The sequence below is a fragment of the Myroides sp. C15-4 genome, from assembly GCF_050522745.1.
GTDB lineage: Bacteria > Bacteroidota > Bacteroidia > Flavobacteriales > Flavobacteriaceae > Flavobacterium.
Genome location: NZ_JBMVQX010000007.1, coordinates 17985 through 32672, shown reverse-complemented (window position 1 = coordinate 32672; position 14688 = coordinate 17985). Strand labels below are relative to the sequence as shown.

Below are 14688 nucleotides of genomic sequence, written 5' to 3'. Positions count from 1 at the left end.
ATTCATTATATTTTTACAAAGATACTACAACTATCGTTTTTATAAAGTTGTAATGCCTTTAAAATCATTTATAAAGTTAAACTCTTTCTTTTGCGGTTCTACTGTACTCGTTTATCAATAAACGTAATGGGTTTTCTACTTAACACATCAAATACAATAGGTTGTAAAACGGCCACTTCTTCAAAGATTACTTGAGGGGTGACCCTCAATTTGGCGCGAAACGCATCTTTTATCTGTTTCAGATATTCTGTTGACGTATCACTACTCACCAATCGAATGACAATTTCATCTGTTCCAATATCGTTGGTTTGAACCTCTACCAAATGCATTTGAACAGCTGTAAATGCATTGAGTATGTCGTGAATGGCTGGCGGATAAAAGGTCGTTCCCTTGTATTTAATCATGTGTTTTTTGCGCCCTTCTACGGGGCCTAATCGGTAGGTATTGCGCCCACATGGACAGGGTTTACTATGTTTTCTCACCATATCGCCTGTTTTAAATCGCACCAACGGAATACCTTCAACGCCCAAGGTTGTAATCACGAGTTCTCCTAATTCTCCCGCTGGAACAGGTTTATTCTGTTCATCTAAAATTTCAGTCAGGATCAATTCGGGAATTACATGTCCGCCTTGATGGTACTGGCATTCGGTAAAAGCAGCTCCCATTTCTGTTGAGGCATAAGTAGAATAAAGTTTCAACGGCCATTTTTCCAAAATTCGATTGGCGAGAATACTCGGTTGTAAATCTGCTGTACGCAAAGCTTCTCCAATGCAGATCACCCCTTGTACGCTGCTATTTTTGTAATCAATCCCCACTTTTTCGGCATAATCGATGAGTTTAAGCAAGAAAGAAGGAACGCCGATAAGGTATTTGGGTTGATACTTTAAGATCGAATCCCATTGTAATTGTGGGATTCCAGCGCCTACGCGAATAACACCTGCACCTAGCTTACGCAGCCCTAAAAAATAGGCTAATCCTGCCATAAATCGACGGTCTATTGTCGTCATAAGTTGTACGGTATCTCCTTTTTGAATACCTGCAATACCAAAGGACGTCGCTTCATTAAAAGCCAATCGATCTAAATCGCTATCCGTTAATCCAAAGGTTACGGGGTCTCCTAATGTACCTGATGTTGTCGCATAGTCAATAATTTGCCTTTTGTCTACACAAAAGAAATCATCGTTGTTTCTTTGCAAATCGTCTTTGGTAATCAACGGCAGCAAAGGGAGGTCTTCTAGTGTTTGTATGGCTGAAATATCTACCTGTTGCTCTTGATACAATTGCTTGTAAAAAGGCGAGTACTGAGTAACATAACGCAACACTTCGCTGAGTTTTTGCTCCTGAAAATGTTTTATTTCCTCAACTGATTGGTTCATAACTGACGAATTTAGTTCCATTTTCTATTTATTTTTTTGAGGTATTTCTTTATTTCTCGTTCGGCATTTAGGGTAGTGACTTCTTTGGTCAATGCCAATTCAAAAGCTTCCTTTGCCAATTGATATTCTTTTTGATTATAGTAATACATCCCGGTACGATAATAAACCAGCCAATATTCGGGGTTTAACTGCTGGTATGCAAGGAGTCGTGTTGAATCAATTTTTTCTTTGTCCTTAATTTGCTGTTCAATCACGCGATTTTCTGTTCTAAAGGCTTCATAATCGGCATAGGCTTTTGTGTGAACAAAAGGGTCTTCTGCGAGGCTTAAGCTATCAATGGCATAGGATTTGGCTTCTTCAAAGGTATTCGAAAAAACGGCATTAAGGTCATAGGCAACAAATGCGCCTAATTGATAGGGATTGGAAGACACCCACACCAGGCGTTTCTCTGGCTGAAAGATAATACCGTGGTGAGCAAGGAGTTGATTTAGCGCTTTTTCATTGCCATAGCCAAGTTCCTTGTTGTCTAATCCTTGTGTATTGCGCAATAGATGCGCCATCTTTAGGGGTGATAATTGGTGTTCTTCGTCTACGATTTCCTTAATCTTCTCCCAGCGGTATTGGGAATGACTTTCTTCTATTTGCTTGAGGTTTCGTTTATCTTGGGCAAAAGCATCACTTTGGAAGTGATTGGAACAAATGACAGTGGATACATTAGGCATATCGTATATCCCAAAATTTTTAGGGGCTATTTCAATAATAACGGCCTTTTTATCGTGGGCACTTCCTACTAAAATAGATTCTGAAACAAATACTTCTTGTTGTTGAGCAATGGCAATTGCCTCCTCAATGGTTGCAGCATATTGCAAGATTTCACGAGCCACGACGGAAATAGGCGTTTTAGCCTTTAAGGGTACTGCAGATTTACCTGCATTTAGTGTTACTGTTAATCCTTCTACATTCATTCCCGAGACTACGCCCGTCATTCCACCCCAAGTAACCGACATAAACGCGTGGCCTTGCTTAGGTTTGACAAAGGCAATAATCTTATTTTCTGCAAACTCATCTCCTGCGTAGAAATCAAAATTTCGACCGATAAGTAAACCCCCATCTGCTGAATGTTCTCCCCAAACAGCTAAAGAGGAACATCCTACTAAAGCCAAATCTTGAAAGGCATGTCCGATATCATGTGCACCGTGTAAGTACAAATTTCGATGATATGCATCTCCGAGATATGCAAATCGGTCTGTTGCATATTGTGATACGCCATAGATTTCAGTTTTGAATTCTTCTGGAATATAGCGATACAGGTGTCGGTTGTAAAATTTCAGCATCTTAACCAACATTTTTTGTTTAAAACCTGAGGGCACAAATTCTTCTACTTTAGCAAAAAAGACGGTTTCTTGCTTTTGATATAATGCTTGAGTTAAAGCCCCTGTTTTCAATCCAATTTGGTAGGGGTCACCTGTAACATAGAGTTCCCATAGCTTTTGTTTGTTTTGATAAAGGTAAGCCTGGTCCGTAATTTTTAAAGTATCGGTATCATAAGACAATCGAGGCACAAGGGTGTCGTATTGTTCAATAGACGGAAAGTCTTTCAGTCCTTTCTTAATTCCACAACTAGCAACCAAGAGGACGAGCAGAAGTAATGCGAGTATTCTATGCATGTGTTTTGTCATCGCAATATTGATTTAATTTTTTTATCAGGCCTTCTTTGTCAATCATTTCCATACAGGTTACAAAAGCGCCAATAGTCACCCCCATAATCCCGTGCATTCGCACATTTTGTCCACTAAAAAACAAATTACCTATTTTGGAACGCGGGGAAATAAACGTTTTCATTGGGCTATTGGCATCCTTGATGAAACCGTACATATTTCCTTTTTCTGAACCGATAAAATCGCGATAAGTCAATGGGGTAGACGTATACATCCCTTGAATAGACTCTCGAATACCTGGATATACTTTTTCAAGTCTTTGAAGGAGTAATTCTGCTTTCTCCGATTTGAATTGCTCATACGTTTCATCTCGTTGTTCCAAGGATTTAATAGTCGATACATTGTGCGTATGTTCCCAAGGCTCTACTTCAGAAAAGTCCATATAGGTCATCGCCGTCATGCTATCTGCATAAGTTTGTTCGGATTTACTAGCATTCATAGAAGCCACAAGTAAATTGGGCCAACTCGAATTACACTGCCCGTTGGTATCCCAAGTATCTGCTAGACTATTGTAGTGATAAATATTGTTGTTGTGATACGGAAAATGGTCCTTTTTAAAGACAATATAGAGGGAAAAAACAGAGGTTACTTCTTCTAAACTCATGATTCGCTTTACAAAGGGTTTGGAAAAGTGGTTGGGTCCAACCATGCGAATCGTCTGCTTTAAATTGATGTTGGAAATGAATTGTTCTCCAGCAAATACCTTTCCTTCTTTGGTTTTACATGTCGTAATTCTATCCCCATCAAATTCTAAGATCGTAACTTCGGTATTTTTATGTACTTCACCGCCGTATTTTTTTAATTCCGCAATGAGCAATTTGCTAATTTGACTTCCTCCATTGATACATCGCCAGGCACTTTGAATATACGAATTTACCGTCAGGGCATGTACATAGAGGGGTGTCGTTTCCTTGTTGGCTACATAGAGGAAATTAGATCCTACTAATACGGCTTTCAGGCGTTCATTCGCTGTAATTTCATCTAAGAAATCACACAATCGATAAGAGACAATTTGGTCATTATACCCAGTTCCCAAAGCTAGGTTATACATGGGAAAACTATCGCAAATTGATTTAATTTTAGTAATGTATTGGCGTAAAGCCTTTTCTTCCTCGGGAAAATAGACCAATAATTGCTGGACAAAATTTTCATATCCTTGGCCATGAGGATACTGAATTTTTTCATCGCCAAAGGAAATCAAATCATAGCCATTGAGATCCATTTGTTTTAACTTCAGCTTATCCATAATGCCCAAGTACGAAAAATACTTGTATAGGTTTTGTCCTTCTTGTAATCCACCAATATAGTGTACGCCCGTATCAAAAATGGATTTCTCTCTTGAAAAGGTCTGCAAATTGCCTCCGTATTGGTTATTTTTTTCCAATACGCATACTTTCTTGCCTTCTTTCGCAAGAATAACAGCAGAAGCCAGCCCTCCGATTCCACTTCCAATAATGACTACATCATATTTATTCTCCATCTTGTCTTATATTCCAAACTACTGTGTAGTTATCTTCTCTAATTTTTGTAAATCCTACATACTCCTGCAATTGTACTCCTGTCTTTTTAAGCACAACGATGGTGCGATAGTGGGAGTAGAACGCTGAAGTTAAGGCTGTATTTGCACTATTGACTAAAAGCGTATCGCATTTTGCGTGTACTTCCAGTGTATCGAGGTAGTGAATTTTTCTTTTCTTCACGATATACAAGGTATTCGCTACGGCTCGTTGTTCTTGATTTGCGATATAGCCGTATATTTTTCGCTTGCTTTGTTGCAAGGTTAACAGCATATTCAATTGTCCATAATCATCGCTAATATGATGGATCACCGCGTCTACTTCTAAATTTTTATCTAGTTCAAAATAGAACATACGGTACTGTTTATAATCTGCTTTAACTGCTTTGACCACTTGGGGAAACTTGTATAAATAAGCCCAATATAGCTTTTTCTTAAAGTAATCTACGCCTTCTAGCTCTGAGCGAATTTGAGCAAATTCAGCTTTAAAATACTTGCTAATCGATTTTGTTCGCTGTGTATAAGTGTTCCCGAAAGAGGTGTCATGATACGAAATTCGCTTACCTATTGTAGCTATAATGTGACCATCATAGATGATGTAATCTCCTTTTGGAATGGTTTCGGAATTGCCGTGAATATAAACGGGTACCACATCTAATTGCAGCGTTTCTGCCAAGTAAAAAGCGCCTTTGTGAAAGCGTTGTACTTGGTTGGAATACGAGCGTGTTCCCTCTGGAAAGATCATCAAAGAAAAGCCCATTTCTACTCTTTCTTTTAGGTGTTCGATACTGTTGTCCACACCTTCCGAAACGCGATAAAAACCGGCAGATTGAATCGCTCTACCAAAAATTGGCGATTTATATACCCAATCATTTACTAAATACACAATGTTGGGGTATACCATGCCCATCACAAGAGAATCTAAAAATGAGGTGTGGTTGGCAATGATAATTGCAGGTTTGTCAAAAGTTTCTCGGTGTGGGTTGCGCACTTTTTTACGCACAAATGCATTCAAATACAATACAGAAGTCATATACCCCCGCATTCCCTTACTAAATAATCGCAATTTAGTTCGTTTTTTACCTGGGGCAATCGTAAGAAATAGCTTAGATAGTGAAGAATATAAAAATCCAAAAACGCCAAAGTACAAGAAAGACAACATGCTGTGCAACAACAAGCGCAGTGTAATAGGCGAATTTCCTTTTTGCTGTCTGCGTATGAAACATATTTTGAATAGGCGTGGATAAATCACAAAAGCATTAATAGCCGCAACACTCATTCCAATAATGGAAACCATAGAGATGGATTTCAAGGCGGGGTGCTTAGCAAATACCAAAGTTCCCACGGCTAATAAAGTAGTTAATACGGCTAAAAGAATAGAGGCGCGGTAGGTTGGCATACTTTCTTCTCCTGTGGTATATTCTTTTTGGAGGGCATTGGTCATAAAGATCGTAAAATCTACTCCTTGTCCAAAAATAATCGTACATACAATCGTACTAAATATATTGAATTCAATATGGAACAACCCCATTAAACCCGCTGTGATTAGCCCCGTAACAACAAGGGGAATCATCGAGACAATGACCATTTCAATTCGCTTAAAGAACAACCATAAAATAGCAAATACAGCGATAAAAGAGTAGTTGACTAAGTCGTTAAAATCATGGACAATATTTCCTAAAAAGGCTTCATTCATTTCTTTTCTGTCTATCACGATAAAGTGATTGGAAGAAGGAAACTGTTTTAGGAAAGCCTGTCTGTTTTCTTCTGGTAATTTGACCACAGTACTCAGTGTATAATGTCCATTTTTTTCGATTAAGAACTCGTCGATAATCGCTGGATTTAAGGCTGAATATTCTTTTATGCTAATAGGCTCAAACGCCGTATTTAACAAAGTAAAAAAGGGCTGATAGGCTGTTTCATTAAAGCCATATTTAGCTCCTTCATATTGGAGTTGGGTGATAAATGCCTGGGCGTTCTTTTTTGTCCAGAAATTCTCCCATTGTGCAATTTTATTGCGTTGTTGTTGGGTGGAAAGTACAAAATCCCCTAAAGAACTGAAGTGCAGAATATCCCCTTTGATTTTTGCTTGCTCTAATTGCTTCGCTAGGGCGACATTTTGTTCAACTACTTGTTCTATATCCGCTCCAAAACACGTTAGATACAATGATTTTGAACCACTGTCAACGGTGGATTCTAATTTTTGTTCCGCTTGTTTTAGCTCTTCTGGAAAGTAGTTTAACGAGGATAAATCGCTATTAAATTTGACGTTTTTAAACGTAAAAAGGCTAATAATCACGATTAGACCACACAAGCCCAAAAGCACTTTACTTTGATCAAAGGGAAAGTGGGCGATCTTATCTAAGAGCGAATTGGACTGATTGAGTCGGTCTTTTTCACTAGGTTTATAGAGATGAGGAACCAATAGTAGGGATAGAATTCCCGCTCCTAACACGGTTATAGAGGCAAAAACGCCTAAATCTCTCAAGGCATCAGAGTGTACAAAAACCAAGCATAAAAAGGCAATAGCAGTTGTAGAGGCACTCATAATGATTGGGTTTGTAATTTCTTGATAGAGCTGCTTGATATCATTACAATGCTTGTAATGCGTCATAATATGCAGGGCATAATCAATTGTAATTCCAATTAATATAGCTCCGATACTCAAGGAGATTGCCGAAATGGCATCGGTTAAAAAATACAGAAAAAACAAGGCCACTAAGGCACTAATAAACGTGGGAATGAAGAGAATAATGGGGATAGTAATTCTTCGGTAAAAAGCAATAAGCAAAATCATCAAAATCGTAATCGAAACAGCTACTGTTTGCTGAATATCACTTTTGATTTGGGTTGCATTGGCTACAGCAACAAAAGAAGCCCCAAAATAATCTACCGACACTTGCTCCTGCTTGTGGTTAAAGTCTTCTTTTATTCCATTTAAAAAGCTTATAAAATCGGTATTATGTGCGGTATCACTTCCACTGTAAACGGGATCAATAAACAACAACAATTTATCTTCCTCTTTGTTAAATAAAAAGCCATCAATCAATTGAAAACCGTCGCCAATATTGAGTTTTTGCAATTTCTTTAACGCGATAAAGCCAATGCCAAAAGGATCTTTTTGGATGAATTGTTTGGCAACTAAACTCGTTGGAGATACTAAGGTTTTATAGTTTGCCTCCACCGTTTGAGCTACACTATCGAGCTGTATTTTTTGATCAAGTTGATCATAATCTGCTTCATCCAAAAACAAGGGTAAATGTTGGTAGACAAAAGCGATGGTTTCATTGATATTTTCCTCTTCTACTTTTCCTTGAATATGCTTAATATAGCCTTCTTTTGTTGCTAGGGTATCGAGCAAATTTGAGGCAAATACAACCATATCCTCTGTTGTTCCCTCTTTTTGTTTTTCAATGATGATGGTAATCTTATCCGAAAAACGCAGCTGTTCTAATACTTTGGCTGTTGCATTGGACTTTTCACTTTTCGGCAAAATGCGCGTAATATCTTCTTCAAATTTAATATTCCAAGCGCCGAAAGCCATACAACTGATAAACAACACAATACTGGCGAAAAATAGTAGTTTATTTTTCTCCCCCCATTGATATATTTTATAAAACCAATTTGCCATTTTTACTATTTCTGTTTTTGAGTGAATGAGAGTACGAAGAAGCTAATAGAGCCCAAACAAAAGCTAGCCATTACCGCAAGTGCAAAGCTACCTAAAATATATTGCCATACGTGCTCAGAGATGGCCGTAAAACTAAATTCACTAATCAAAATATGCTGACTACCATGGGGAACCATATAATAGCCTAATTGAAGGGACGCATAGACAATGAGCGGAATCATGGGTGGTATACTAACATTCGAAAAAGCGAAAGCCAATACCTTGTTTAATCGAAAGGCAATCGCCAAGAAGATAGCGAGGAACGAATGCAATCCCCAAAGTGGAGATAGCCCAATAAAGGTTCCCAATCCGATAGACAATGCCTTAACGGATGCGGTATCTTGACTTCCAAGAATATCTTGTGTTATAAAGGTTTTAAAACTTTTTTTTTTAAAACTGCGAAGAAAGTTTCTCGGGATGATATACAACAATAAGAGACAAACCAAAACCGTATTTAGTATGCTAATACGCGTAAAATCTCTGAAAGGGCGAAAATGAGACACGCGTTCTCGGTTATCGTATAATACTTGTATAGGCACGTTTTTCACCTCAACCTCATTCCAAGCGGCACGAACAATAACCTCTATTTCAAATTCAAATTTTCGCGTATAAAATCTTTTAGACAGTTTGTTTAAGGGATACAAACGAAAACCTGATTGGGTATCGGAAAGGGAAATTCCCGTTTCAAACCAAAACCAGAAGTTAGAAAACTTGTTTCCAAAGCTACTTTTTTTCGGAACCCCCTCTTGATTCATATTTCGTGAGCCGATCAACAACAGTTCTTTATTTTTTGCTTGTTCCAAAGCATCGATAAAAACGGGAATATCCGAAGGGTAGTGTTGTCCATCCGAATCAATGGTAATGGCATAGGAGAATCCTGCTTTTTTTGCGTGTTCAAATCCTTTTCGCAGTGCATATCCTTTTCCTTGATTTACGGGCAGGTCAATGATTGTGATCTCATCCCTATAAGCGTTTAAGATAAGAAGGGTTTCATCAGTAGAACCGTCATTTACAACAATAACATCCGTTGAATATTCCAACACGCCATCTAAAACACGTCTTAACGTCTTCTGGTTATTGTAGGTAGGAATCAGGATACAAATCCCCCATTCCTTTAGCTTAGTTATATAATTTTCAAAGTTCACTGTTGTCATTTCCATGCCCATGCCTGTTAAAGCAATTTATTCCGTTCATCCACAGTAAAGGCTTTGGATTGTTCAGCATAGGTTTTAATCCACTTTTTCAATGCCGTTGTTTGTTGGCCGTACTGTTTAATAATTATATTTTTATCGTTGTCGATATTTTTGTAATAGCCGACAATCTTAGGTGTATTCTCTTGAATAATTAAGCGAACAAGTCGAAATTCAACATTAGTAGGTTCTTTTTCGATTGCTGCCTCAATAAGTAAAGCCCCTTCTTGAACTAGCTCTTTTTTTACTTTGATTTTCTTTTCAAATTTAGCCAAAGTAACCAAAGCAGCTCCTTTGTAAAGTGAAGCTGATTCATCCGTAGTCTTGATCAACGATGCCTTTTCATAAAAAGCTTGTGCTTGTTCAGCAGACAAACTCGCTTGCTGAAAGCTTTTGCTCAAGTCTGCTGTTGACACCTGAAAAAAGCTCATAAAACTGATCATCCAAACGAAAGCTATCTTCATCTCTTATCTATTTTTGGGTATATACACTACTCATTTTTAACGCAAGAGTATCTTGAAAGCTAATACTACTCTTTACCTTTAGCAGTTCCTCTTTTTCCTCTACTGTAAAATTTACTAGTAATGTTTGATCCACTTGTGGATTGATCAACGTCATGAATTTCACATTGGAAACCGTTTGCATAAAGAGTCTTTTGTTAGTCGTTGTTTCAACTAGCTCTTTGATGATTTGGATCATACAAACACCTGGCATCACAGGATTGTCAGGGAAATGCCCATCAAAAACAGCATGATCCTTATTTAACTCTATGGTTGCTTGAAAATCCGTTTCCACACTTTGAATTGAAACTATACGATAAAAATCCTTTATCAACATAAAATATCCGATTGCGTTTTTAATTTCACAAAACTAATTAAAATTTACATATAGTTATGGAAAAACCGTCCGTAATGATGCCAATGGCTTTAACATTATAATTTGCAAACAAAAAAACTCTCTTTCTAAACAAAAAGAGAGCTTTTTTCTATTTCATTACTTAAAAAGTATAGGTCAATCCCAGTTGAAAACTGGAGTTAAAACTTTCATCATCATACCAATAATCATTATAGAACCAATTGTCTTTATCCACAACACGGACAATTCCTTGTCTCCATCTTGCTTCAATTCCCAAATGATCTGTCACTTGATACCCTACACCTAAGTTAAAAGTTAAATCGCCATAAAAATCCGTTTTACTTTTTCCCTCTGTCATAATCGCTAAACCAGGTCCAACATGTACGTTAAAATCGTTGAAACTAAACTTATTTATGACGTTAAAGTCTAGATAGGAAAGATTAATATCTTCGGATACTGCTTGATAAGATCCATTCCCCCAATCATTTCTTTTGAGATAAAAGAGATTGGCATTTTTAGCCCCTTGGCGTGTATAGTTTAATTCAGGTTGCAAGGTGTAAAAACTAGCCAATTTAATTGGAAATTGTAGCCCAACATAAAAATCGGCTTTGTAATCCGCTTCTGCATTCGTAATAGTAGATAAACTCAACCCTCCGCGAACGCCTGGTGTAAATTTCTTTTGTGCATAGCTACTGTGGCCAACCCCAATAGTAATACACGCAATGAATAGTAATTTTTTAATCATAATTTATAAGGTTTTTGTTACTAGCAGTTAAAATGAGTAGGTTAACCCAAGTTGTACACTCATATTCTGAATGTGTCTTGCGCTTCCTAGGGAATAAATATTTTCCTCCTTCATTGAAATAAGCCCCGTTGCCCCATATCTGAATCTCGTTTCTACTTCTATAGTTCTGCTTATACTATAGCCTAATCCAATCGTATAGGTAAAGTCATAATTGAAATCCGCGTACTTAGTTCCACCGGTCAAAAAAGCAATTCCAATTCCACCATGGGCATTGAATTGTCGCCAGTGAATTTTATTCATGATAATAAAATCTAAATAAGACATATTCATATCTTCTTTTTCGAAAACGCCTGTCTTATTTCCCCAGCCTTCCTCCGCTCTAGCTTGCCAAATGTCTGTATTTTTTGCTCCTAAACGGATATAGGATAATTCGGGTTGTAGGGTATATAATCGAGTAAGTCGAATTGGAAATTGCGCGCCTACATAATAGTCTGTTTTATAACTCGCATCTAAATCCGTTAGAGTCGATACCACCATCCCTGCGCGAAGACCAGGTGTAAATTTCTTTTGCGCATAGGTATGAGTAGCAATTCCCAAGCTCATACCTATACAGGTGAGAAAAAATAATATTTTACTCATGAGGTATTTCGTTATTTTCTAAAGGTGTTAGCTGAATAGATAAAGGAAAGTTTTGGTGTTTTATTTCCACCATTTCTCCTGCTTTTGCATAGGTAAAACTAATTTTTGGTTTTCTAGCGCTAGCGGCAATAACTTCCATTACGTCCTCCTGTTGATTCACTACAACAAAAGTTTTTTGCTTTTTATATAGTCCCTTGTAAACTGTTGTATCCCCTTGTGTAGCTTTTGCAACTAAGGCATAGGTATCTTCCACTAAATAGCCAAAATCTTTAGCTAAAAAATTGAGAAGAATCTTTTTATCCAAATCGGGCATGACGTAGTTAATCGCATAAGGGTTGTCTTTGTAAATAGAAAAATCAAAGAGCGTATTGCCAAAATCAGAAGTCAACACGACACGGTGTACTTGTTCATCCATGCGTTTTACGACTAATAAGCCACTCAATTCTTTTTTGAAAATTGAAATATGAGCGCGAAAAATATGTTCTTCACCAATCGTAGCAAAATAGGGATTGACTACAGTGAAAGTACCTTGTGTATAGTTTTCTTTGCTTGTCACAGGACCGTGATAGCTCCTACACGAAAACAACAACAAGGAGAATAAGCTAATGAATAAAAGCCTTTTCATCTAATTTAATATTTACTTTCTTGTTGCTAAATACAATACGCGTATAATCTGCCGAAGGTTCAATCAATTTAACCTCCGAAACGGTGTTTTGTCCTTCGTCAAAATACAAGACAATTTCACTGATGTATTGGGCAATTTCTTTGCTTAGGGGAACTAATTTAGCTATACGTCGGTTTTTATTTTTAAAATAGGTGATGGTAAACTCTTTTTCATCAAACATATTACCACTGATACTTCCGACAATTAACGCATTGATTTTGGCGAATTTTTTATTATTCCCAATATCAATTTTATTCTTTTTTCCTTGATCGTTAATCGTAATCTTATGATCTGAAAACGAAATACTATAAGCAAAAGGGCTTGTGTATTTCCAAAGTAGCTTATTGGGAATACTCAACTGCATTTGTCCTTTAGATTCGATTTCTTTTGACATAAAACTCATGTTTTTGTACTGTACAAAATCGGTTGAAAGGGTTTCTATATCTTTAGTCGTACTGACAACTTCTTTTTTAAAGGCATTCTTTTCCTCCGTTGTCATGGCTTTTTCTTGGCCATACCCAAACAGTGTTGATCCCAATACTAAAGCGGTAAAGATTATTTTTTTCATTCGTTTTCTTCGTTTAAGAACTCTACTAAATTAACCATTTTATACTTCTCTTGCTGCAATTGTTTTAAAAGTCTTTCTAAGGCCTTTACTGATCGTTCGCTTGTATCGTGTAATAGCACAAGAGATTGTTTGTCAATTCGCTTGTATACGCGGTTGAAAATAGCCTTTTCATCCTCAATCACGGTATCTAAGGACCGATTATTCCATCCCACAACACGGTGTTGGGTTTGGCGAATTGCTTTGGCAATATGAGGATTGGTAATACCAAAAGGCGGACGATAAAAAGGCGTTTGAAACTGGAGAATTTCCTGCATAACAGTTGTGCACTTTTGGATTTCCGCTTTGACTTTTGCTGCTGAGAGAAATCCCATCGAATGGGGATGAGAATAGCTGTGATTCCCTAGGGTATGTCCTTCTGCTAGGATTCTTTGAGCAATGGCAGGGTATTGTTCTATTTGCTTGCCAATGCAAAAAAAAGTGGCTTTGGCTTGATAGTGTTGCAATAAATCCAATACCTCAAGCGTGTAGGGGGTAGGACCATCATCAAAAGTTAAGGCAATGGTTTTTGGGGTAGGTTTTGTGCTTTTGACGATAACGGGAATAAAGAATCCCAAGCGAATATCAAAGACTCCCCAGCTAAACAAACCAATAAAAAATAGTAGTCCAGGAAACAACCACGCAAGTGATACGCTATTATTTATACTCAAATAAAGCACAGTTATCACGTAAACAACGGTTATTCCTACTCCTATTTTTCTTGACATTTTCTCAATAATATAAAACTGTAATCTTTCGCCTGAAATTGATTGTATAGAAGAATATACTGTATATCTTTCTCTCTTTTCATTTGCTCGGCAGCCAATAATAGACCAAAAGAAGAGGCGGTATGATGGTGGCCTACATATTCTTTGTACGCAACAATTTCCGTTGATTCCCAAGTATGGTATACTTCATCAAAGTACTGTTGATCGACAGGTAAATTACAACTTCCCACATATACTACATCAATGGCACTTGGTGTCAAATTATGTTGCTTTAGAAAGTCAGTCAAACTGCTTGTTGTCGTAGTATTGCTGATGTGTATATCGACTACTTCGGCATACGTTGTTGCTGTCTGTTGTTGATCGAGTACAAAACAGGTGGCTCCTTCACCGGTATTGATTCCCTTCTCAAAAACCGTAGCTTCTGTATTGACTAATTCTGCTACTTGTTGATTGTGTATCGTTGTTTTCCCCACCTCATCAATACCTCCAATTAATGCATTGTCGATTTCTTCTGCCCTAATTTGCAAAAAACCATCGAGTAACGCTGACTCAAAAGAGCTATGTTGATGTACATAGGTAAAATTATATCCTTTACATCCTAAATGCAAAGCAATTTGTCCACCAACGGTATTGTGTGTAGATTGAATAAATGAAGTAGGGGTAAGATAGCTCTCGTTATTGTCTAATAGCAATTCTAAGAATTTTTCAGAATCAACTAGACACCCCAAACCCGTTCCTGTAATAATGGCTTGTGGCACTTGAATATGAGCTTCTTCTAAAGCCAAATGAGCCGTATAAATCCCCATTTTCACTCCTTTTGCCATTCTTCTAACCATAGCTGGCGCTATTAATTCTTTATAGGAAGGTTGATAGGCTTCATTCACTCCTTGTTGAATCTTTTTAAGTGATTCCACAGCGAAATTACGCGTTTGTTCCTGAATAGATATGGAAGATACGCCATTGATATAAACCTGTTTCATCTG

At 37.4% G+C, this 14688-nt stretch carries 13 protein-coding genes; all 13 read right to left on the bottom strand.

Annotation, left to right across the window (positions count from 1 at the left end; all coding sequences use genetic code 11):
• Positions 1 to 98: 98 nt before the first annotated feature.
• Complete coding sequence (locus tag ACPDHL_RS04995; RefSeq protein ID WP_430531693.1) at positions 99 to 1397, bottom strand: phenylacetate--CoA ligase family protein; 1299 nt, start codon at positions 1395 to 1397, stop codon at positions 99 to 101.
• Positions 1388 to 3055 carry a C45 family autoproteolytic acyltransferase/hydolase gene (locus tag ACPDHL_RS04990; protein ID WP_430531692.1) on the bottom strand — a complete coding sequence of 556 codons (1668 nt, stop codon included), beginning with the start codon at positions 3053 to 3055 and terminating at the stop codon, positions 1388 to 1390. Before ACPDHL_RS04990 ends, ACPDHL_RS04995 begins: the two co-directional genes overlap by 10 nt.
• Entirely contained in the window at positions 3036 to 4574 is a 1539-nt protein-coding gene (locus tag ACPDHL_RS04985) for a phytoene desaturase family protein (protein WP_430531691.1), read from the bottom strand. Before ACPDHL_RS04985 ends, ACPDHL_RS04990 begins: the two co-directional genes overlap by 20 nt.
• Positions 4564 to 8241: a 1-acyl-sn-glycerol-3-phosphate acyltransferase gene (locus ACPDHL_RS04980; protein WP_430531690.1), complete on the bottom strand. Its 3678-nt coding sequence runs from the start codon at positions 8239 to 8241 to the stop codon at positions 4564 to 4566. The genes ACPDHL_RS04985 and ACPDHL_RS04980 overlap by 11 nt, the downstream gene beginning before the upstream one ends.
• Positions 8242 to 8246: 5 nt before the next feature.
• Positions 8247 to 9446 carry a DUF2062 domain-containing protein gene (locus ACPDHL_RS04975; protein WP_430531689.1) on the bottom strand — a complete coding sequence of 400 codons (1200 nt, stop codon included), beginning with the start codon at positions 9444 to 9446 and terminating at the stop codon, positions 8247 to 8249.
• A 5-nt stretch (positions 9447 to 9451) separates the two neighbouring features.
• Entirely contained in the window at positions 9452 to 9934 is a 483-nt protein-coding gene (locus ACPDHL_RS04970; RefSeq protein WP_430531688.1) for a hypothetical protein, read from the bottom strand.
• A gap of 7 nt (positions 9935 to 9941) precedes the next feature.
• Entirely contained in the window at positions 9942 to 10307 is a 366-nt protein-coding gene (locus ACPDHL_RS04965; RefSeq protein ID WP_430531687.1) for a 3-hydroxyacyl-ACP dehydratase, read from the bottom strand.
• Positions 10308 to 10467: 160 nt separating this feature from the next.
• Positions 10468 to 11070, bottom strand: coding sequence for an outer membrane beta-barrel protein (locus ACPDHL_RS04960; RefSeq protein WP_430531686.1), 603 nt, complete (start codon positions 11068 to 11070; stop codon positions 10468 to 10470).
• A gap of 27 nt (positions 11071 to 11097) precedes the next feature.
• Complete coding sequence (locus ACPDHL_RS04955) at positions 11098 to 11709, bottom strand: outer membrane beta-barrel protein (RefSeq protein ID WP_430531685.1); 612 nt, start codon at positions 11707 to 11709, stop codon at positions 11098 to 11100.
• On the bottom strand, positions 11702 to 12334 hold the full coding sequence (locus ACPDHL_RS04950) for a hypothetical protein (protein WP_430531684.1): 633 nt from the start codon (positions 12332 to 12334) through the stop codon (positions 11702 to 11704). Before ACPDHL_RS04950 ends, ACPDHL_RS04955 begins: the two co-directional genes overlap by 8 nt.
• Entirely contained in the window at positions 12312 to 12941 is a 630-nt protein-coding gene (locus ACPDHL_RS04945) for a LolA family protein (RefSeq protein ID WP_430531683.1), read from the bottom strand. The genes ACPDHL_RS04950 and ACPDHL_RS04945 overlap by 23 nt, the downstream gene beginning before the upstream one ends.
• The gene (locus ACPDHL_RS04940; RefSeq protein WP_430531682.1) at positions 12938 to 13705 is read right to left on the bottom strand and encodes a polysaccharide deacetylase family protein; all 768 of its coding nucleotides are present in this window, start codon (positions 13703 to 13705) and stop codon (positions 12938 to 12940) included. The genes ACPDHL_RS04945 and ACPDHL_RS04940 overlap by 4 nt, the downstream gene beginning before the upstream one ends.
• Positions 13690 to 14685 carry a beta-ketoacyl synthase N-terminal-like domain-containing protein gene (locus tag ACPDHL_RS04935; protein WP_430531681.1) on the bottom strand — a complete coding sequence of 332 codons (996 nt, stop codon included), beginning with the start codon at positions 14683 to 14685 and terminating at the stop codon, positions 13690 to 13692. The genes ACPDHL_RS04940 and ACPDHL_RS04935 overlap by 16 nt, the downstream gene beginning before the upstream one ends.
• Positions 14686 to 14688: the final 3 nt, after the last annotated feature.